15 protein-coding genes are annotated in these 20,389 nt (G+C 69.7%); 1 reads left to right on the top strand and 14 read right to left on the bottom strand.

Annotation, left to right across the window (positions count from 1 at the left end; all coding sequences use genetic code 11):
• Positions 1 to 2 precede the first annotated feature (2 nt).
• The 14 genes from EAO73_RS08055 to EAO73_RS07990 all read right to left on the bottom strand — a co-directional run bounded on the left by EAO73_RS08055 (position 3) and on the right by EAO73_RS07990 (position 18,248).
• The gene (locus EAO73_RS08055; RefSeq protein ID WP_147970715.1) at positions 3 to 977 is read right to left on the bottom strand and encodes an ABC transporter permease; all 975 of its coding nucleotides are present in this window, start codon (positions 975 to 977) and stop codon (positions 3 to 5) included.
• The gene (locus tag EAO73_RS08050) at positions 970 to 1,893 is read right to left on the bottom strand and encodes an ABC transporter permease (protein WP_147970714.1); all 924 of its coding nucleotides are present in this window, start codon (positions 1,891 to 1,893) and stop codon (positions 970 to 972) included. The genes EAO73_RS08055 and EAO73_RS08050 overlap by 8 nt, the downstream gene beginning before the upstream one ends.
• Before the next feature lie 187 nt (positions 1,894 to 2,080).
• Positions 2,081 to 3,712 carry a peptide ABC transporter substrate-binding protein gene (locus tag EAO73_RS08045; protein ID WP_147970713.1) on the bottom strand — a complete coding sequence of 544 codons (1,632 nt, stop codon included), beginning with the start codon at positions 3,710 to 3,712 and terminating at the stop codon, positions 2,081 to 2,083.
• A gap of 182 nt (positions 3,713 to 3,894) precedes the next feature.
• Positions 3,895 to 5,037, bottom strand: coding sequence for an ABC transporter ATP-binding protein (locus EAO73_RS08040; RefSeq protein WP_147970712.1), 1,143 nt, complete (start codon positions 5,035 to 5,037; stop codon positions 3,895 to 3,897).
• A complete protein-coding gene (locus EAO73_RS08035; protein WP_147970711.1) occupies positions 5,030 to 6,088 on the bottom strand; it encodes an ABC transporter ATP-binding protein in 1,059 nt (352 codons plus the stop codon). The genes EAO73_RS08040 and EAO73_RS08035 overlap by 8 nt, the downstream gene beginning before the upstream one ends.
• A 10-nt stretch (positions 6,089 to 6,098) precedes the next feature.
• Positions 6,099 to 7,049, bottom strand: a complete 951-nt coding sequence (locus tag EAO73_RS08030) for an ABC transporter permease (protein ID WP_147970710.1) — start codon at positions 7,047 to 7,049, stop codon at positions 6,099 to 6,101.
• Positions 7,042 to 7,974, bottom strand: a complete 933-nt coding sequence (locus EAO73_RS08025) for an ABC transporter permease (protein WP_147971455.1) — start codon at positions 7,972 to 7,974, stop codon at positions 7,042 to 7,044. Before EAO73_RS08025 ends, EAO73_RS08030 begins: the two co-directional genes overlap by 8 nt.
• A gap of 168 nt (positions 7,975 to 8,142) precedes the next feature.
• Complete coding sequence (locus EAO73_RS08020; RefSeq protein ID WP_147970709.1) at positions 8,143 to 9,783, bottom strand: peptide ABC transporter substrate-binding protein; 1,641 nt, start codon at positions 9,781 to 9,783, stop codon at positions 8,143 to 8,145.
• 479 nt (positions 9,784 to 10,262) lie between these two features.
• Positions 10,263 to 12,170 (bottom strand): translational GTPase TypA, encoded by a 1,908-nt coding sequence (gene typA, locus EAO73_RS08015; RefSeq protein WP_147970708.1) that lies wholly within the window; start codon positions 12,168 to 12,170, stop codon positions 10,263 to 10,265.
• Positions 12,171 to 12,307: 137 nt separating this feature from the next.
• Complete coding sequence (locus EAO73_RS08010) at positions 12,308 to 12,982, bottom strand: hypothetical protein (RefSeq protein ID WP_224756209.1); 675 nt, start codon at positions 12,980 to 12,982, stop codon at positions 12,308 to 12,310.
• A 234-nt stretch (positions 12,983 to 13,216) separates the two neighbouring features.
• Positions 13,217 to 15,565 (bottom strand): ABC transporter family substrate-binding protein, encoded by a 2,349-nt coding sequence (locus tag EAO73_RS08005; protein ID WP_147970707.1) that lies wholly within the window; start codon positions 15,563 to 15,565, stop codon positions 13,217 to 13,219.
• Between the two features lie 219 nt (positions 15,566 to 15,784).
• The gene (locus EAO73_RS08000) at positions 15,785 to 16,336 is read right to left on the bottom strand and encodes an isochorismatase family protein (protein WP_147970706.1); all 552 of its coding nucleotides are present in this window, start codon (positions 16,334 to 16,336) and stop codon (positions 15,785 to 15,787) included.
• 38 nt (positions 16,337 to 16,374) lie between these two features.
• Positions 16,375 to 17,781 (bottom strand): MFS transporter, encoded by a 1,407-nt coding sequence (locus EAO73_RS07995; protein ID WP_147971453.1) that lies wholly within the window; start codon positions 17,779 to 17,781, stop codon positions 16,375 to 16,377.
• An 11-nt stretch (positions 17,782 to 17,792) separates the two neighbouring features.
• Positions 17,793 to 18,248, bottom strand: a complete 456-nt coding sequence (locus tag EAO73_RS07990; protein ID WP_147970705.1) for a MarR family winged helix-turn-helix transcriptional regulator — start codon at positions 18,246 to 18,248, stop codon at positions 17,793 to 17,795.
• Positions 18,249 to 18,385: 137 nt separating this feature from the next.
• Between EAO73_RS07990 and EAO73_RS07985 the strand changes: the two genes are divergently transcribed.
• Positions 18,386 to 20,389: TPM domain-containing protein (locus tag EAO73_RS07985; protein WP_224756208.1), on the top strand; the 2,004-nt coding region annotated here is incomplete at its 3' end.

Raw genomic sequence — 20,389 nt, 5'->3', positions numbered from 1 at the left:
CCTCAGCGCAGCTTGGGGTCGAGGGCGTCGCGCACCGCGTCGCCGAGCATGATGAAGGCGAGCACCGTGACGGCCAGCGCACCGGCGGGCCAGAGGAGCATGTGCGGGGCGTTGCGGATGTACTGGGACGCGGCGGAGATGTCGATGCCCCAGGAGACGGCGGGGGGCTTGAGGCCCACGCCGAGGAACGAAAGGGTCGCCTCCAGGGAGATGTACGTTCCCAGCGCGATGGTCGCGACGACGATGACCGGGGCGACGGCGTTCGGTGCGATGTGCCGCAGCATCATCCGCCCGTTGGAGGCGCCGAGGGCGCGGGCCGCCTGGACGTAGTCGTTGTGCTTGGCGGTGATGACGGAGCCGCGGGCGATACGGGCGATCTGGGGCCAGCCGAGCAGCACGATGAAGCCGATCACCGGCCAGACGGTGGAGCTGGTCACCACGGAGAGGAAGACCAGACCGCCGAGGACGACGGGGATGCCGAAGAAGATGTCGGTGAGGCGGGAGAGGATCGCGTCCCACCAGCCGCCGAAGAAGCCCGCCAGGCCGCCGAGGATGCTGCCGATCACGGAGACCCCGATGGTCGAGCAGATGCCGACCGTCACGGAGTTGCGGGCGCCGTAGACGACGCGCGTGTAGACGTCGCAGCCCTGTCCGTCGTAGCCGAAGGGGTGGCCGGGCTGGGAGCCCTGCTGGGCCTTGCCGAGGTCGCAGTCGAGCGGATCGCCCGACGCGATGAGCTGGGGCCAGATCGAGATGATCACCAGGAACAGGATGATCAGCGCGGAGATGATGAAGACCGGGTTGCGGCGCAGGTCGCGCCAGGCGTCGGACCACAGGCTCTGCGGCTTGGTCTCGGGCCCGGTCCCCTCGGGGCCGCCGGGGGTCTTCTCCAGGCTGTCGCCCTCCGCGAGGGCGAGGTCCGTCGGTCCGCCGGCCCCGGCCGCCGAGATCGCCTCGTCCGGTGTCTGCTCAGGCATAGCGGATCCTCGGGTCGAGTACGGCGTAGAGGAGGTCGACGATCAGGTTGGCCGCCAGGAAGACGAGCACCAGGACGGTGACGAACCCGACCACGGTCTGCGAGTTCTGCCGGAGGATGCCCTGGTAGAGCTGGTATCCGACGCCGTGGATGTTGAAGATCCGCTCGGTGACGATCGCCCCGCCCATCAGGGCGCCCACGTCCGTACCGATGAAGGTGACGACGGGGATCAGCGAGTTGCGCAGCAGGTGCCGGATGACCACGCGGCGCCGGGGCAGGCCCTTGGCGGTCGCGGTGCGGACGTAGTCGGCACGGGTGTTCTCGGCGATCGAGGTCCGGGTGAGCCGGGTGACGTACGCCAGCGAGACGGAGGCGACCACCAGGCCCGGGATGATCAGCTCGTTCAGCGGGGCCTCGGGCGAGACGGACGGTTTGATGACGCCCCACTCGACGCCCAGCAGCAGTTGGAGCAGCAGACCGGTGACGAAGGTCGGGATGGAGATCACGATCAGCGTCAGGATCAGCACGGTGGTGTCGACGGGGCGGCCCCGGCGCAGCCCGGTCACGACGCCGAGGCTGATGCCGATGACGATCTCGAAGACGATCGCGACGAGGGTGAGGCGGATGGTGATGGGGAACGCGGTGCCCATCAGCTCGGTGACCTTCTGCCCGTTGAACGCGGTGCCGAAGTCGCCGGTGAAGACGTTGCCCATGTAGGTGAGGTATTGCTGCCAGACCGGCTTGTCGAGGCCGAATTCCGTGCGGAGTTGGGCGGCGGTCGCCGGGTCGCACTGGCGGTCGCCGCAGAGACCCGCGATGGGGTCACCCATCACGTTCACCATCAGGAAGATCAACAGCGTGGTGCCGAAGAAGACCGGGATCATCTGCAGCAGCCGCCGGATCACATAACGTCCCATGAAGGGCTCCGGGGGTCGCGGGGACGGAGGCTGTGGGGCTCATCTGCAGCAGCCGCCGGATCACATAACGTCCCATGAAGGGCTCCGGGGGTCGCGGGGACGGAGGCTGTGGGGCGACGGAGGCTGTGGGGCCGGGGGGACGGGGAAGCCGGGCGACCCGATGACAGGTCACCCGGCGGTCCCTCGGCTACTTGACCTTGATCTGCTCGTACACCGGGACGCTGAACTGGTTCAGCGAGACGTTGGTGACGTTCTCCGAGTAGCCGGCGCTGCCGTTCTGGTACCAGAGCGGGATGACGGGCATCTGCTGGACCATCACCTTCTCGGCGTCCTGGAAGGTGGACACGGCCTTGGCCTTGTCGGACTCGGCGTTGGCCTTGTCGACGAGGTCGTCGAACTGCTTGTTGTTCCACTTGCCGTCGTTGGACGAGGCGTTGGTGTAGTACACGGGCTGCAGGAAGTTCTGGATGAGCGGGTAGTCCATCTGCCAGCCCGCGCGCCAGGCGCCGTGCAGCTTCTGCTGGGAGACCTGGCTGCGGAAGTCGGCGAAGGTACCGACGGGGGCGCCGACGCACGCCTTGTTGTTGCCCATGACCTTGTTGATGCTGTTGCAGACGGCGTCGACCCACTCCTTGTGCGAGCCGGTGTCCGCGTTGTACGAGATCTTGAGCTGGCCGCCGGGGATGCCGCCGCCGTCCTCGATCATCTTCTTGGCCTCGGCGGCGTTGTACGTGCACTCCTTGCCGCACAGGCCCTTCTTGAAGCCGCCGTCCTCGCCGAGGACCGGGGAGGTCCAGTCGGACGCGGGGGTGCGGGTCTTCTGGAAGATCTGGTCGGTGATCTGCGGCCGGTTGATGGCCATCGACAGCCCCTGGCGGACCTTGATCGCGCCGGGGGTGTTCCAGTTCTTGTCGTAGAACGGGAAGGCGAGGGTCTGGATGATGCCGGCCGGGGTGTTGATGTAGCGGTCGCCGAGGTCCGCCTTGACGTTCTTGAGCTGGGAGGCGGGCACGTCGTCGACGAGGTCGAGGTTGCCGGCCGTCAGGTCGGTGTAGGCGGTGTTGTTGTCGGTGTAGACCTTGAGGTCGATGCCACCGTTCTGCGCCTTGTCGTCCCCGGGGTAGTCGTCCCACTTGCGCAGGCTCATCGAGGAGCCCTTGGTGTACTTGTCGATGGTGTACGGGCCATTGCCGATGGGCTTGGAGACCCAGGCGGCGTGGTCGGTGAAGAAGGTCTTGGGGAGCGGCGCGAAGGCCGGGTAGCCGAGGGTGTCGGGCCACAGCGAGAACTTCTGCGACAGCTTGACGGTGAACGTCTTGTCGTCGACGACCTTCAGGCCGGAGAGCTTGGTGGCGCTGGCCGTCCCGGACTCGGGGTGCACCTTGTCGTAGCCGTCGATGTAGCCGAAGAAGTAGGCGTTCTTCTGGTTGTTCTTCAGCAGTGCGCCGTAGTTCCAGGCGTTCACGAAGGACGTGGCGGTGATCTTCTCGCCGTTGCTGAAGGTCCAGCCGTCCTTCACGGTGACGGTGAAGTTCTGGTTGTCCTTGGTCTCGATCTTCTCGGCGAGCATGTTGGTGGCCTCGCCGGTCTTCGGGTCGTACTTCTTCAGACCCCGGAAGATCATGTCGAGCACCTTGCCGCCCTGCACCTCGTTGGTGTTGGCGGGCTCCAGCGGGTTCTGCGGGTCACCCCAGGACGAGCTGACGATCCCGTCGGCGCCACCTCCGCCGCCGCCGCTGTCGCCCCCGCCGCAAGCCGTCGCCGCCAGGGCGACGGCTGCCGCACATGCGGCCCACTTGACGTGTGTGGCTCCGCGCATGGAGTGCCTCCTCGTAGTGCTCCGGCTTACGTGAGGTCAAATATCACCTCATTACGGGGCGTATGCACGCCTGCACCCGCCATCCGGGGCCGTACAGGCACCCGGGCACGCAGAAGACCCCCCGGGTTCCCGTAAGGGCTCCCGAGGGGTCCTGAGTGTCCGCGACGGACGGTGCGGGCGGGTCAGGCCGCGTGCACCACGTCCTTCTCCTCCGCAAAGTGGCAGGCCGACTCGTGGGCGGCCGGCGTCTTCGAGGCCTTGAAGCGCTCGGGGACCGCGAGGAGCGGCACCTCGGTGGCGCACTTGTCCTCGGCCTTCCAGCAGCGGGTGCGGAAGCGGCAGCCCGACGGCGGGTTGGCCGGGGACGGGACGTCACCGGTGAGGATGATCCGCTCGCGGCCCTCGCGGGCCTCCGGGTCCGGAACCGGGACGGCCGACAGCAGCGCCTGGGTGTAGGGGTGCGTCGGGTGGTCGTAGATCTGCACGTCCGTACCGATCTCGGCCATCTTGCCGAGGTACATGACGCCGACCCGGTCGGAGATGTGCCGGACGATCGACAGGTCGTGCGCGATGAAGAGGTAGGAGAGGTTGAACTCGTCCTGGAGCTTCTCCATCAGGTTGACGACCTGCGCCTGCACCGACACGTCGAGCGCGGAGACCGGCTCGTCGCAGATGATGATCTCCGGGTTGAGCGCGAGGCCGCGGGCGATGCCGATGCGCTGGCGCTGACCGCCGGAGAACTGGTGCGGGTACCGGTTGATGTACTCCGGGTTGAGGCCGACGACGTCCAGGAGCTCCTGGACCTTGCGCCGCCGGTCGCCCTTGGGGGCCACCTCGGGGTGGATCTCGTACGTCTCGCCGATGATGTCGCCCACCGTCATACGGGGGTTGAGCGAGGTGTACGGGTCCTGGAACACCATCTGGATGTTGCGGCGCACGGCCTTCAGCGCGCGGCCGGACAGCTTGGTGATGTCCTGGCCCTTGTAGAAGACCTCGCCCGCGGTGGCCCGCTCCAGCGTCATCAGGAGCTTGGCGACGGTGGACTTGCCACAGCCGGACTCGCCCACGATGCCCAGCGTCTCGCCCGCGTACAGGTCGAACGAGATGCCGTCCACTGCCTTGACCGCGCCGACCTGCTTCTTGAACAGGATGCCCTGCGTCAGCGGGAAGTGCTTGACGAGGTTGCGCACCTGGAGGATCGGCTCCCCCTGCGACACGGGCGCGTCGATGGCGGCTACGGCCTCCGCCTCGCTCGCCGCGTCGACGGTCTCCACCTCGGAGACGTTGGGGGTGGCGTCCACGGTCTCCTTCGAGATGTCAGCCATGGATCGTCTCCTTCCAGAAGTGACAGGCGCTGCGGCGGCCGGCCAGCTCGGTGCCGTCCTGCTCGGTCACCGGCCGGAGGGCCGGGATGTCCGAACGGCAGATGTCCTGGGCCATGGTGCAGCGCGGGTTGAAGGCGCAGCCCGACGGCACGTGCAGCAGGTTGGGCGGCAGGCCCTTGATCGCGAAGAGCTCCTGGCCCTTCTGGTCCAGGCGCGGGATCGAGGCCAGCAGACCCTTGGTGTACGGGTGCGCGGGGCGCTTGTAGATCTCGTGCACCGGGGCGGTCTCGACGATCCGGCCCGCGTACATCACGGCGATCTTGTCGGCGACGTCCGCGACGACACCCAGGTCGTGAGTGATCAGGATCAGGCCCATGTTGTACTCGCGCTGGAGCTCTGCGAGCAGGTCCATCACCTGGGCCTGGACGGTCACGTCGAGGGCGGTGGTCGGCTCGTCCGCGATGATCAGGTCCGGTTCCAGGGCGAGCGCCATCGCGATCATGATGCGCTGGCGCATACCGCCGGAGAACTGGTGCGGGTAGTCCGAGACCCGGGCCGCGGCGGCCGGGATCTTCACCTGGTCCATCAGCTCGATGGCCTTGGCGCGGGCTTCCTTCTTGGACAGGCCCTGGTGGACCCGGAACATCTCGCCGAGCTGGTAGCCGACGGTGAGGACCGGGTTCAGCGAGGACAGCGCGTCCTGGAAGATCATGGCGATCTTCTGGCCGCGGATCTGCCGGCGCTCCTCGTAGGACATCTTGAGCATGTCCTGGCCACGGAAGAGGATCTCGCCCTGCGGGATCTTCCCGGGCGGCATGTCGAGGATGCCCATGATGGCCTGCGCCGTCACGGACTTGCCGGATCCGGACTCGCCGAGGACGGCGAGGGTCTCACCGGCGTCCACGCTGTAGTTGACCCCGTTGACCGCCTTGGCCACACCGTCGCGGGTGTGGAACTCCACGTGCAGGTCACGGACTTCGAGCAGGGGGCCGACGTGTTCGTCACCCCGGCGTGCGGACGGGACTTCGGCGGTCTTGTTGATGGTGGCCACGTTCGCCCTCCTATCGCGACTTCGGATCGAGGGCGTTGCGGACGGCTTCGCCGAGCATGATGAACGCCAGAACGGTGATGCTGAGCATGATCGACGGGTACAGCAGGATGTGCTGGGCGACGCGGATCTGGGCGGAGCCACCCGAGATGTCCATACCCCACGAGATGGTCGGGTCGGCGAGACCCAGACCGAGGTAGGAGAGCGTCGCCTCGGCCGAGATGTAGACGCCGAGCGAGATGGTGGCGACCACGATCACCGGGGCCATGGCGTTGGGCAGGATGTGCCGGAAGAGGATCCGGCTGGTTCCCGCGCCCAGCGCCCTGGCGGCCTGCACGTAGTCCGACTGCTTGATGACGATCACCGCACCGCGCATGACACGCGCGATCTGGGTCCAGCCGAGGAACGCGAGGGCGAAGACGACCACCCAGACCTTCCGCTCGGTGAACGCCTGGAGGACGACCATGGCGCCCAGCAGGAACGGGATACCGAGGAAGACGTTGGTGAAGAAGCCCGAGAGCAGGGCGTCCACCCAGCCGCCGAAGTAGCCGGCGAGCATGCCGATCAGTCCGCCGAACAGCGTCACCAGCAGGGTGACGCAGACGCCGACGGTGATCGACGCGCGGGTGCCGTAGATGACACGGGCGTAGACGCTGTGGCCCTGGCCGTCGTAGCCGAGCCAGCCCTCGGAGCCGATCTTGCTCAGTTCCGGCTTGCCCAGGTAGTGGTGCACCAGGTCGGCGGAGGTGGGCGAGGCGCTCGTGAACAGGCCGGGGAAGATCGCCATCACGATCAGGATGACGATCAGCACCGACGAGATGATGAAGTACCAGTTGGAACGCAGGTCCCGCCAGGCGTCGCCCCACAGGCTGCGGGCCTTCTCCGCCTTCACGGTCGCCGCCGGGTCCGCGAGGGGCGCCTTGGCGTCCTCGGGCGCGGGTGCGGTCTTGGTCACGTCAGGCATAACGGATCCTCGGGTCCAGGACCGCGTACAGCAGGTCGACGATGAGGCTCATGAGGAGATAGACGAGCACCAGGATGGTGACGAGGCCGACGAGTGTCGTGCCTTCGCGCTTCTGAATCGACTCGTAGATCGTGCCGCCGATGCCCTTGACGTTGAACAGGCCTTCGGTGACGACCGCGCCGCCCATCAGGGCACCGAGGTCGGTGCCGAGGAAGGTGATGACGGGGATCAGCGAGTTGCGCATCAGGTGCACGCCGACGATGCGCCGCTTGGGAAGCCCCTTGGCGATGGCGGTACGCATGTAGTCCGAGCGAAGGTTCTCGGCCATCGTCGTACGCGTGAGGCGCGCGACATAGGCGAGTGAGAGCGATCCCAGCACGATGGCAGGGGCCAGCAGTTCGCCCCACTTGGCGTCATTGGACACGTTTGGATCGATCCAGCCGAGCTGGAAGGCGAACACGGTCTTGATGATGAAGCCGAGGACGAACACCGGGATCGAGATGATCAGCAGGGTGAAGACCAGGATCACGTTGTCGGTGAGCCGGCCGGCGCGCAGACCGGCGATGGTGCCGAGGCCGATGCCGACGACGATCTCGATGACGAACGCCATGCTGGCCAGCCGGAGGGTGACGGGGAACGCGTCGCCGAGGACGTCCGTGACGGGACGTCCGCTGGCTATCTGATCACCGAAATCGAAATGCAGGACGATGCCTGTCATGTAATTCCAGTACTGCTGCAGGATCGGAAGGTCGAGACCCTTCTCGTGGCGAAGTCTCGCCAGCGTGGCCGGGTCGACACCCTTGTCCCCGAAGAGCCCGCGCACGGGGTCGCCGGGCAGCGTATAGACCATCAGGAAGATCAGCAGCGTTGTCCCGAGGAAGACCGGGATCATCTGGAGCAGTCGTCGTGCGACATAGCGCCCCATCATGCCTCCATGTAATAGGCGGCGGCAGCCGACGGGCCCTCCCCCGTCCCGACTGCCCCTGAGGGTGGGTCGGTTGCGTGGAAGGGCCCCCCGGCCACTGCGTGCGGCAGGCGCGGGACCGTCCTTCTGTGCCGGTCCCGCGCGTGCGCGCGGACTACGTCGGTGTGGTTACTTCTTGACTTCGATCTGCGTCAGGATCGGGTCGCCGTCCTGGGCGTAGTCGACGTTCTGGACCTTCTCCGAGTAGCCGGCGTTGACCTTGTAGTACCAGAGCGGGATGGAGGGCATGTAGTTCACCAGCTCCTTCTCGATCTTCTGGTACGCGGCGACGGACTCGTCGAGGGAGGCGGCGGAGTCGGCCTTCTTGATCTCCGCGTCCAGGCCCTTGTTCGAGAAGTCGCCCTGGTTGCCCGCGGCGCCGGTACGGAACAGGTCCGAGATGAAGTTCGCGTTCACCGGGTAGTCGAGCACCCAGCCGGAACGGTAGAGGGACTTGACCTCCTTGGCGTCACGCGCGTTCGTGTCGGCCTGGAAGTCGGCCTTCGAGTCGGTGGTGCACTTCACACCGGTCGACTGCGTGATGCTGTTGCAGACGGCCTCGACCCATTCCTTGTGGCCACCGTCGGCGTTGAACTGGATCGAGATCTTGTTGCCCGGGACGCCGCCGCCGTCCTTGATGAGCTGCTTGGCCTTGGCGGGGTCGTACTTGGTGACGTCGCCGGACGCGTCCTTCTGGTAACCCAGCACGCCCTTGGCGACCCAGCCGGTGGCCGGCTCGCGGGTGCCCTGCAGCACGGTCTTGGTGATCGTGTCGCGGTCGATGCCCATCGACAGGCCCTGGAGGACCTTCGGGTCGATCTTCTTCCACTGGTCGGTGTAGAAGGCGACGGCGATCGTCTGGATCGCGGAGTAGGCCTTGTCCACCGCGCGGTCACCGAGGTCGGACCGGTAGACCGGGAGGTCCTTCGGGCCGATCTGGCGCAGCACGTCGACGTTGCCGGACTTCAGGTCCTCGTAGGCGGTCTCGAGGGTGGTGTAGTTCTTGAAGATCACACCACCGTTCTTCGCCTTGTCGGAACCCTTGTAGTCGTCGTTGCGGACGACCTTGATCTGCTTCTTGTGGTCCCAGCTGACGAACTTGTACGCGCCGTTGCCGACCGGCTTCTCACCGGCGGCCTTCGGGTCGGCGTAGAAGGACTCGGGCAGCGGGGAGAAGACCGTGTAGCCGAGCTTGTACGAGAAGTACGGGAGCGGGGCGTTGAGCTCGATGGTGAACGTGTAGTCGTCCACCTTCTTCAGACCGGACATCGTGTCCGACTTCGGCTTGGCCTTCGCGTCCTCGGGGTGGACGTCCGCGAAGCCCTTGATGTCGCCGAACCAGGACGCGTTGGTCTGGTTGTTCTTGGTGTTGGCGGCCCAGTTCCAGGCCTTGATGTAGGACTCGGCCGTGACGGGGGTGCCGTCGTGGAACTTCCAGTCCTTCTTGAGCTTGACCGTCCAGAGCTTGCTGTCCTTGGTCTCGACAGACTCCGCGTTGATCATCTCAAGCTTGCCGGACGGGTCGTAGTCCACCAGCTGCGAGAAGATCGAGTCGGTGACGATGCTGCCGTTCGACTCCATCGTGTTGGCCGGCTGCAGCGGGTTCTGCGGCTCACCGACCTCGACGGAGAAGATGCCGTCGGCGTTGACGGCGCCCTTGTCGCCGCCCTTGCTCTTGCTGGCGTCGTCGTCGCCACCGCCACAGGCAGTCGCAGCCAGGGCGATGATGGCCGCTCCCGCGACCCACTTGGCGCTCTTGGCACCACGCATGGGTTTCCTCCTCATGAGTCCACTTTTGACTACAAGAAGGGCACTGGGTCGATTCACCGACACCCCTGACGGTGATCGTTTCAGTGCCCTTAGTGTGCTCGTGAGTCGGCGCACTCCCCACGGTGCGTGACCCATTGACCCGAGCTCAATGGAGCCAACTATTAAGTACGTCTGGGCTGTAAACCACACTTAAAGGGTCTCGGTTTGACAACATCCGTCACTTGCGCGGCCCAAAATCCGGACAAAGCGAGCCCAGACAGACACCCCCGAAACGGACTGTTAACACATGTTTCGGAGAGCGACCTCCGATAATCGGACGCTTTTGTCTCAGATAGTGGACGTGCGCCCGTAAAACGGGTTGACCAAGGCCGAGGGCCCCCACAGTGTCTGTGAGGGCCCTCGGTCAGGGCAATGCCTGGTGCTGACGGATCATCGGCCGAAAACGGCCTGGTGGTCCTTCCTCAGCCGTGCTCGGCGTCTCAGCCGTGCTTGGCGCGCGAGGCGGTGCGGCCGCGCTCCTTCTGGTCGAGGACGACCTTGCGGATACGGACGGCCTCCGGGGTCACCTCGACGCACTCGTCGTCGCGGCAGAACTCCAGGGACTGCTCCAGGGAGAGCTTCCGCGGCGGGACGATCGCCTCGAACGAGTCGGCCGACGAGGACCGCATGTTCGTGAGCTTCTTCTCCTTGGTGATGTTCACGTCCATGTCGTCGGCGCGCGAGTTCTCGCCGACGATCATGCCCTCGTACACCTCGGTGCCGGGGTCCGTGAACAGCACGCCGCGCTCCTGGAGGTTCGTCATCGCGAAGGCGGTGACGGCACCGGCGCGGTCGGCGACGAGCGAACCGTTGTTACGGGTCGTCAGGGTGCCGAACCACGGCTCGTGGCCCTCGTGGATGGAGTGCGCGATACCCGTACCGCGGGTGTTCGTCAGGAACTCCGTACGGAAGCCGATGAGGCCGCGCGACGGCACGACGAACTCCATGCGGACCCAGCCGGAGCCGTGGTTCGACATGTTGTCCATGCGGCCCTTGCGGACGCCCATGAGCTGCGTGACGGCGCCCATGTGCTCCTCGGGCACGTCGATCGTCATGCGCTCGACCGGCTCGTGGGTCTTGCCGTCGACGTCCTTGGTGACCACCTGCGGCTTGCCGATGGTCATCTCGAAGCCCTCGCGGCGCATCTGCTCGACCAGGATGGCCAGCGCCAGCTCACCGCGGCCCTGCACCTCCCAGGCGTCGGGGCGCTCGGTGTCGAGAACGCGCAGCGACACGTTACCGATCAGCTCGCGGTCCAGGCGGTCCTTGACCTGACGGGCGGTGACCTTGCGGTCCTTGACCGCGGCCTTGGCGTCCGCGCCCTTGCCCGTGCCGCCGCGGCCGACCAGCGGCGAGGTGTTGGTACCGATGGTCATGGAGATCGCGGGCTCGTCGACCGTGATCAGCGGCAGCGCGACCGGGTTCTCCGGGTCGGCGAGCGTCTCACCGATCATGATCTCCGGGATACCGGCGACGGCGCAGATGTCACCGGGGCCGGCCACCTCGGCGGGCTTGCGGGTGAGCGCCTCGGTCATCATCAGCTCGGTGATGCGCACGTTCTGGATGGAGCCGTCGCGCTTGATCCAGGCGACCGTCTGGCCCTTGCGCAGCTCGCCCTCCTCCACACGCAGGAGCGCGATACGGCCGAGGAAGTTGTCGGCGTCGAGGTTGGTGACGTGGGCCTGGAGCGGCGCGCCCTCCTCGTACGTCGGGGCCGGGACGTGCTCCAGGATCGCGGAGAAGAACGGCTCCAGGCTGGTGGAGTCCGCCGGGACGGTGCCGTCCTCCGGCTTGGTCAGCGAGGCGATGCCGTCACGGCCGCACGCGTAGACGATCGGGAACTCGATCTGCTCCTCGTCCGCGTCCAGGTCGAGGAAGAGGTCGTACGTCTCGTTGACGACCTCGTCGATGCGCGAGTCGGGGCGGTCCGTCTTGTTGATGCACAGGATGACGGGCAGGCGCTGCTGGAGCGCCTTGCGCAGCACGAAGCGGGTCTGCGGGAGCGGGCCCTCGGAGGCGTCCACGAGCAGGACCACCGCGTCGACCATCGACAGACCGCGCTCGACCTCGCCGCCGAAGTCGGCGTGGCCCGGGGTGTCGATGATGTTGATCGTGATGACGTCGCCGCCATCCTTCGGGTGGTACTTGACCGCCGTGTTCTTGGCCAGGATCGTGATGCCCTTCTCACGCTCCAGGTCGTTCGAGTCCATCATGCGGTCGTCGAGCGACTCTGCGGCGTGCGCGGCGAAGGAGCCGGCCTGCTTGAGCATGGCGTCGACGATGGTCGTCTTGCCGTGGTCGACGTGGGCGACGATGGCTACGTTACGGATGTCGTGGCGCGTGGGCATGGGTGGCTTGCGCTTCTCTCGGATCGGGGATTCAGGCGCCTGGGTCGGTCTTGAGTCCTCGTACGCCCGCCGGGCGGACGCGCCACGGCTACTCCCATGGTACGGGCCACCCGCGCCTGCGGCTTCCCGGGCGGTTTCTAGCGGGGGCAGGAGAGCCTGACGGCCTCGTGTGCGGCGGCGGACGCGTCCTTGCTCAGAGTCTCGTCGCAGTTGACCGCGCCGCCGCCGGAACTGCCCCAGGTCGACACATGGCCGATGACCGGCCGGCCGCCCCCGGCGCATGTGTAGCGGAAGTCCGCGTCGATCAGTCCGAAGAAGCTGAAGCTCACCAGCCGCACGCTGCCCTTCACGTCGCTGACCTGGCCCAACGGCTCGTCGAGCGGCGCGTACGTGCCCGGCTCGCCGAGGGCGGAACCCCACTTCGGATCGTCGTCCGCGGACACCAGCCCGAGCTTCGTCCCGAGGGAGTGGAGGACGAGGTCCGGGTCCAGGTCCACGCCCTCGGTCACCACGGAGGCCGGGTCCGTGCGCAGCCGCCGGATCGGTTTCGTCACGCGGCCGGACCCGGTCAGGCTCTGCGCCTCGGCGACCCCGTTGATCACCGATTCCTGGCGCAGGTTGAACCAGGTGTACGTGCCGCCCCGGCACGCCTCCGGCTCGCGGGCGGCCGTCCGGTCCGCCCCCGCCCGCGTCGGTCCGGTCGCCGCCGGGCTCTCCGCCGCCCGGTCGTGCGGCGCCGACGTGCAGCCGCCGGTGAGGATGCCCGCGACGATCATGACGGCTGCCGCAGTGACAGCTCGCGTCCGCTTCATGGTTCCGCCCCCGTGGTCAGGTGTTCCGGCGATGGTCACCGGTGGTCGTGACCATGGTCCCCGGGGCGGGACGGGCGGAAGCGGGACTTGAGGAAGCCCAGAGGTGGAGCTCCGGGCCGGGGACGGGACGGGGTGGGGTGGCCGGGTCAAGGGGTGCGCACAGCGTTGCCCGCCGGCAGGCCGGCGGGCAAGGGTTTTGAGCTGCTTCTGAGCTTGTGGACCGGTGCTGACCTGCTACTTCTTGGGGTGGGCCGGGGCGCCGGCAACCTGCGGGGCCTGGTAGCCGATGTCCTGGTAGTGCGGCACCCCGAGGCCGAAGGCGCCGACGTTCACGAGCTTCTTGCCGGTGGCGACGAGCTGGGGGCGCTGGAAGAGGGGGATCGATCCCGCGGCGGCCCAGATCCGGGCGTCCGCCTTCCGCATGAGGTCCCGGGACGTCTTCTCGTCCAGCTCCGACGCCGCCTGGTCGAAGAGCTGGTCGATGTGGTCCGTGCCGACGCGGGTGTAATTCTGCTCGACGAGCAGCGAGCCGTCGGTCGCCGGGACCGGCTTGGCGAAGATCGGGCGGTCGTCCGTGGCCGGGTAGGCCGTGGCCGGCCAGGAGTAGAGCGCCATGTCGTAGTCGCCGGACGCCACGTGGTCGCGGAAGTAGCTGTCGTCGGAGACCTTGGTGATCACCGTACGGATACCGATCGTGTCGAGCATCGCGGCGATCCGCTCGCCCACGCTGCGCAGGCCGGCCGAGCCGGGCCCGGACGGCAGGACGAAGCGCAGGCTCAGCGGCTTGCCGTTCTTGCCGAGCGGGCCGCGGGCCCCGTCGGCCCCCTGGGCCGGGGCCGCCGTACCGGCCGGGGCGTATGCTCCGGCGGCTCCCCCGGGCTGCCGGTCCTGGGCCCGGACGTCCTCGGAGAGGCCCGTGTAACCGAGGTATCCGGCCTGGCGCAGCAGGGCCGCGCTCTGGTCCGCGGCGGCGGGGGCGGGCGCGATGACGTGGGTGCCGTCGGCGGCCCCGCCGGGCTTGTTGTCGTCGCCCACGATGTAGAGGCCGTCGTCGGCGGAGGGCTCGCCCGGGGCGGCGCGGTTCGCCTTGCCGTCGTCGGCGTCCTTCCCGGCGCTCCCCTTCTTCTCGTCGGCCTTCTTCTCCTCGGCCTTCGTGTCCGCGTCCTTCTTCTTCTCGCTCTCGCTGCCGGCCTTGGTGCCGTCGGTCCTGGCGAGGGCCCCCTCGCGCGTCCAGCCCGCGTCGGCCAGCAGCGCCTGGGCCTGCTCGGTGTCCTGCTTGCCCAGCGCGTCGCTGCTGTCCTTGTACGCGGGCTGCCCGGCGACGGCCAGATGGCTGCCGAGCGGCTGCGCGGGCAGCCCGAGCGGCTTGAGCACGGTGTCGGCGAGCTCCTGGCGGTCCAGGGCGCGGGCCACGGCCTTGCGCACCCGGTCGTCGGCGAGCGGCCCGGTCTCGCCGTTCAGCGCGAGCTGGGTGTAGGCGGGCTCCAGCGACTTGCGGACCACGTAACCGCGCAGCCCGCTCTGCTCGGTGGCGTACGCCTCGGCGGCCCTGGCCTTGTCGTCCCTGGCTTCCTGCTCCTCCTCGGCCGCCTCCTCGTCGGTGCCGTGCGCGACCGCCCAGGAGCGCAGGGCCGCCGCCGGGGTGAGCGCGGCTCCGGGACCGTGGGCGGGCGGTGCGCCGGCCGCGCCCTCGCGGGCGGCCTGCGCGATGCGGTGGGCGGTGGTGGAGTCGATGTCGGCGACGTCGACGGTGCCCTCGGTCAGGGCCTCCGTGCGGTCCTCGGGCTTGACGGCCTTGAAGACCAGCGAGTCGAGCTTGGCGGGGCCGCCCCACCAGCGCGGGTTGCGGGTCAGCGTGACGGACCCGGTCTTCTTGTCCACCTCGCGCAGCCGGAACGGCCCGGCCGTCTCCTTGATGGTGGTGCGCGCGCCGTCGTTGAAGGCGTCCGGGGAGCCCGTCACCTGCTTCGGGTACAGCGGCGAGAACAGCGAGCGCCAGTCCGCGTAGGGCTTGGCGAAGGTGACCTTGACCTCCAGGTCGTCGTGTCCGCGCTCGATCTTCTCGATGCGCTCGTACCCGGCGTTGCGGGCGGTCCAGAACGCGGAGTCCTTGCCGCTCAGTGCCCGCCACTGGGCGACGAAGTCCGGGGCACCGATCTCGCGGCCGTCGCTCCAGACGGCCTGCTGGTTGAGCCGGTAGACGACGACCTGGCGGGGCTCGGTCTCCGTCACCTTGGCGGATTCCAGGTAGTCCGGGTTGAGCTGCGGCCGGCCCTGGGCGTCGAGCGGGAAGAGGGTGGGCAGCAGGGCTCCGGTGATCCGGGTGGTGGCGCTGTCGGCGTCCGCCTGGAACGCGTTGAGGGTGGCGGGCAGCGCGTCGATCGCCCAGGTGACCTTGCCCCCGTTGGCAACCTGGGCCCGCGCGGCACGGGCCACATCCTGCGGCACGGCGGCGACGGCCGCCGTTTCGTCCCCGTCCGAGCTGCATCCGGCCAGTGCCGGGAGGGTGAGGACGCCTGCGGTGAGGAGGGCGGGCAGGCGACGCTTTCGGGCCGTCCCGCGCGGGACGCCGACGTGGGACATGGCTGATACCTCCGGGGACGGCCCGGCCCGCACCGGAATGGGCCGGATTGCGTGTGTTTTGGTGGCATTTGCAGTTGATCACACTGATTCCGCCCCACTACTGAAACCGCCCTCGCGCGGGAAGGCGGCGCCGACACGGCGCTGCCGCCCGAAAGCTCACCCACGTGGCGGAGCGCCGTGGCCCGACGGGCCACGGCGCTCCTTGTCGTCGGGATCCGGTCAGCCGAGCAGCTTGACGATCTCGTCGGTCGTGCCGGTCTCGCCGAGGCGCGGGAAGATCCGCAGCACGCTGTTGTCGTGGGCCTCGCCGCCCATGTCCGTCATCGCGTCCGTGGCGAGGGTGACGTGGTAGCCGTGCTCGTGCGCCGAGCGGGCGGTGGACTCGACGCCGATGCTGGTCGCGATGCCGGCCACCACGACCTGGGTGATGCCCCGGCGGCGCAGCTGGAGGTCGAGGTCGGTGCCGTAGAAGGCGCCCCACTGCTGCTTGGTGACGACGATGTCGCCCTCGCGCGGGCCCATCTCGGGCACGATCTCCGCCCAGTCGGCGGCGGGCTTCCCGGACCGGGCCGGGCCCTCGGTGCGGCCGGGAGCGCCGCCGGTGACGCGGACGATGACGACCGGGAGGCCCTTGGCACGGAAGGCGTCGGCGAGGGTCGCGGCGTTGGCGATGACACCGGCGGCGGGGTGGGCGGTCGGCAGGGCGGTGATGCCCTTCTGGAGGTCGACGACGATCAGCGCGGTGTTCGGGTCGAGGACGGTGGCGGTCATGGTGGCGCTCTCCTTGTGGGGGTGGTGCGGGGCGGGGATCAGGTACGGCCGCGCAGGGCGCGGTCGGTGACGGTGAGGACGATGAGCAGGACGCCCAGGACGACGGCGACGGCGGCCATCAGGTGCAGGCCGCGGTCTCCGGCCGACTGTCCGTAGGCCAGGGCGATGAGGCTGGAGGCGGTGATGGCCCCTATGTACTGGGCGGTGCGCTGGAGACCGGCCGCGGAGCCGACGGACGCGGGCGGCGCGTAGGCCTGGACGGCCGCCTGGTTGCTGGTGCCGATCAGCCCCTGCGGGATGCCGAAGCAGGCACCGGCCAGCAGCAGGAGGGCGACCGGCGCGTCGCCGGACAGCAGGAACAGCAGCCCGGCCCCGGCAGTGAGCAGGACGCAGGCGAGGACGAGCGGCCCCCGGATGCCCTTCGTACGGGCGCCGAGCAGCGAGCAGACCAGCGCGGCGAGGGACATCGGCAGCATCAGCAGTCCGGTGTGCCCGGACGAGTAGCCGCGGGCCTCCTCCAGCCACTGCGTGTAGCCGTACATCACGCAGTAGATCAGCAGGTAGCTGACGCCGTGCCGCAGGTACGTACGCGAGAGCGCACCGTTGCCCGCGAGCATCCGCAGGTCGATGAAGGGCGCGCGGGCCCGCAGCTGCCACCACACGAGGGCGGCGCTCAGCGCGGCGAACGGCGCGAGCAGCCACCACAGCGGGTGCGCGAGGTCGAGCAGGAAGAAGACCAGGACGGTGAGCGCGGTCGCGAACAGGCCGATGCCGAGCGGGTCGAGACCGAGGCGGGGCGCCGGCGAACCGGCGGCGCGGGCGCGCGGCGGATCGGCGGGGATCCAGAGCAGGGCCGCACCGAGAGCGATCAGCGCGACGGGCACGTTGACCGCGAAGATCCCGCGCCAGCCGGCCGTCATGACCAGCAGTCCGCCGAGCGTCGGCCCGACCGCCGCGCTGCCGAGCGCCGCGAAGGAGAGCCGGGCCAGCACGGGGCGCGGCGTCGCCCGCCCGATCCGGGCCGACTCGTCGCGCAGCACCGCCATCGCGGCCGGGTACGCCGCCGACGTACCGATGCCGAGCAGCAGCCGCGACACGATCAGCTGGCCGAAGCCCTGCGCGAAGGTGCCGACCAGGCCGGAGGCGACGACCACGACCAGACCGGCGAGGAAGACCCGGCGCGGCCCGAGGACGTCGGCGAGCCGGCCCAGGACGGGCTGGGCGACGGCGCTGGCGAGGTAGAGGACGGAAATCAGCCAGGCGGTGTCGGCGGCGCCGACGGAGAAGTGGTGCCCGATCGCCACCAGCGCGGTGGAGATCATGGTCGTGTTCAGCGGGTTGAGCAGCGAGCCGAGCAGCAGCGGGGCGGTGAGGCGCGCGCTGAACCCGGCACCGGGCGCCGGGCGGTCCGGGCGGGCCGCCGTGCGTACCGCCGCCGGAATCACCTCGCGAGCCGTCACGAACCGACCAGGCGTTCGATCAGGGCGACGGCCTCGGCGACCGTGCGCCGCTCGTGCCCGTCGAGCTCGGCGGCGACGGCCTCGGCCAGCCAGTTCCGCTTGGCGGCCCTGACCCGGGCGAGGGTGGTGCGCCCGGCCGCCGTCACCGACATGACGGACTTGCGCCCGTCGGCCGGGTCCGGCGCGCGCTCGACGAGCCCCTGCTCCTCCAGCGCGCCCAGGGTGAGCCGCATGGACTGCGGGCGTACGAACTCGGCACGGGCCAGGTCCGCGGTGGTCGCGGCGCCCCCGTCGTCGAGCCGGGCCAGCACCGAGCGCTGGGTCGGGGTCAGCAGCGACTCCGACGAGGAGGAGCGCAGCCGCCGCAGCAGCCGGCCGACCACGGAGGCCAGCTGGTTCGCCACCTCTTCGGCGGTCGGGTCGGCGGGCGCGCCGCCGGATGCTTGCGTCATACACCCACCGTACGAGAACGACAGGACACCTTGCAAGGCAGCCTGTCATTCTCCGGCGACCACCACGCCGCTCCTGCGGCCTCCTCGTGTCGCGGCACCCCCAAGAGGGACATAGCCTCACAAACGTGACGCCGCCCGTGAGCCGAACCCGGACCCTCATACCGGGCCGGGCCCTGCTCACCGTGCTCCTGACGGTGTGCTGGCTGGCCCTGGCCCCCGCACCGGCCGCCCGCGCCGACGACCCGGTCACGCTGTCCCGCGACGGGCAGATCACCGACAAGGTGGGCGCACTCGGCGACCGCAGGACCCAGGTGGTCGCGGCCCTCGACCGGCTCTACGACGAGCGCCGCCTCCAGCTGTTCGTGGTGTACGTACGCGACTTCTCCGGGCGCTCCCCGCAGGACTGGGCCGACGAGACGGCCGACCGCAACGGGCTCGGCCGCGACGACGTCCTGCTGGCCGTCGCCACCCACGCCCGGCAGTACGCCTACTCCGTCGACCAGGACTCCCAGCTCACCGGCGCACAGCTCCAGGACGTGGCGAGCACCGCCGTCGAACCGGCGCTCAAGGAGAACGACTGGGCGGGCGCCGCGATCGGCGCCGCCGACGGCTTCGCCGCCGTCCTGGCCGGCGAGCCCGTCCCCACCCCGGCGATCACCCCGGGCGCCTCCGACCCCGGCTCCGGCTCGGGCGGCACGAGCACCGGTGATCTCCTGCTGCCGGTCGTCCTGCTCTGCGCGGCCGCCGCCGTCGCCGCCTACGCCTTCCTGCGGCGCAAGCGGCGCGCCACCACCCGTACGACGCCCGGCGCGGCGGGCTGGGGACCGGCGGGCGCGGGTCCGGACGGGGCCGCGCCGCCGCCCGCCCCGCTGCCCGAACTCGACGCACGGGCCAAGGAGACGCTGGTCGCCACCGACGACGCGGTCCGCACCAGCGAGGAGGAACTGGGCTTCGCCACCGCCCAGTTCGGCGAGGAGGCCGCCGCACCGTTCGCCGAGGCGGTGACGTACGCCAAGGGCGAGCTGACGGCCGCGTTCCGGCTGCGCCAGCAGCTCGACGACGCCTTCCCGGAGGACGACGCGACCCGCCGGCGGATGCTGGACGAGATCATCAGCCGCTGCGCGGACGCCGACGGCCGCCTCGACGCGGTCTCCGAGGACTTCGACCGGCTGCGCGAGCTGGAGCGCGCGGCTCCGCAGGCCCTGGCCGCCGCCGAGACCGCGTTCCGCGAGCTGACCGGCCGCGTCCCCGCCGCCGAGTCCGCGCTCGCCTCGATGCGCGAACGGTACGCGGACCAGGCGTCGGCCCCCGTGGCCGGTGACGCCGAACAGGCCAAGGACCGGCTGGTGTTCGCCACCTCCTCGCTCAACCGGGCCCGGCAGTCGGTGGACGGCGGCGCCAACGCGGCGGCGGCCGTCTACATCCGGGCCGCCGAGGGCGCGATCGGCCAGGCGGGCACCCTCGTCGACGGCGTGGAGCGGCGCGCGGGGGAACTCGACGAGGCGGCCGGCCGGCTGCCGGCCGTGCTCACCGAACTGGAGACGGACCTCGCGGACGCGGGCGGGCTGCTGGAGGGCACGGCGCAGGGGGCGTCCACCGCCGATCTGCGGGGCCGGATCGCCCGCGCCCGGTCGGTGGCCGGCGATGTGCGCGAGGAGCTGGGCGCCGGCCGCTACGACCCGATCGACGCGCTCCGCCGGGCGGAGGAGGCGGACGCGGCCCTGGACGAGGCGCTGGCGGGCGCCCGCGAACGGGAACAGGGCGACGCGCGGGCCCGCTCGCTGCTCGACGGGGCGATGCTCACCGCGCGCTCGTCCGTCGCCGCCGCCGCCGACTTCGTCACGACGAACCGGGGCGCAGTGGGCAGCCGGGCCCGGACCCGGCTGACGGAGGCGCAGCGCCGGCTGGAGCGGGCCGCCGCACTGGCGGGCACCGGCGACGCGCAGGCCGCGCTGGCCGAGGCGAACCGGGCGGACGCGCTGGCCGGCGAGGCGCGCGACCTGGCCGAGCAGGACGTCCGCGGATACGGGTACGGCGGGCGCGGCGGACCCGGTGGCATGGCGGGCGGAGGCGGCGGGGGCATGGGCGGCGCGGTCCTCGGCGGGATCATCCTCGGCGGCCTCATGGGCGGTGGCCGGGGC

It is taken from the genome of Streptomyces sp. col6 (assembly GCF_008042035.1).
Lineage (GTDB): Bacteria > Actinomycetota > Actinomycetes > Streptomycetales > Streptomycetaceae > Streptomyces.
Note: the sequence above shows the minus strand (reverse complement) of the source record. Positions and strands in the feature narration are given on the sequence as shown.

Excerpts from the sequence above, each read along its gene's own strand:
- EAO73_RS08040 (WP_147970712.1), bottom strand. The coding sequence starts at position 5,037 with ATGGCTGACATCTCGAAGGAGACCGTGGACGCCACCCCCAACGTCTCC.
- EAO73_RS08010 (WP_224756209.1), bottom strand. The coding sequence starts at position 12,982 with ATGAAGCGGACGCGAGCTGTCACTGCGGCAGCCGTCATGATCGTCGCG.
- EAO73_RS08000 (WP_147970706.1), bottom strand. The coding sequence starts at position 16,336 with ATGACCGCCACCGTCCTCGACCCGAACACCGCGCTGATCGTCGTCGAC.
- EAO73_RS08055 (WP_147970715.1), bottom strand. The coding sequence starts at position 977 with ATGCCTGAGCAGACACCGGACGAGGCGATCTCGGCGGCCGGGGCCGGC.
- EAO73_RS08005 (WP_147970707.1), bottom strand. The coding sequence starts at position 15,565 with ATGTCCCACGTCGGCGTCCCGCGCGGGACGGCCCGAAAGCGTCGCCTG.
- EAO73_RS08025 (WP_147971455.1), bottom strand. The coding sequence starts at position 7,974 with ATGGGGCGCTATGTCGCACGACGACTGCTCCAGATGATCCCGGTCTTC.
- EAO73_RS07990 (WP_147970705.1), bottom strand. The coding sequence starts at position 18,248 with ATGACGCAAGCATCCGGCGGCGCGCCCGCCGACCCGACCGCCGAAGAG.
- EAO73_RS08030 (WP_147970710.1), bottom strand. The coding sequence starts at position 7,049 with ATGCCTGACGTGACCAAGACCGCACCCGCGCCCGAGGACGCCAAGGCG.
- EAO73_RS08050 (WP_147970714.1), bottom strand. The coding sequence starts at position 1,893 with ATGGGACGTTATGTGATCCGGCGGCTGCTGCAGATGATCCCGGTCTTC.
- EAO73_RS08045 (WP_147970713.1), bottom strand. The coding sequence starts at position 3,712 with ATGCGCGGAGCCACACACGTCAAGTGGGCCGCATGTGCGGCAGCCGTC.
- typA (WP_147970708.1), bottom strand. The coding sequence starts at position 12,170 with ATGCCCACGCGCCACGACATCCGTAACGTAGCCATCGTCGCCCACGTC.
- EAO73_RS08020 (WP_147970709.1), bottom strand. The coding sequence starts at position 9,783 with ATGCGTGGTGCCAAGAGCGCCAAGTGGGTCGCGGGAGCGGCCATCATC.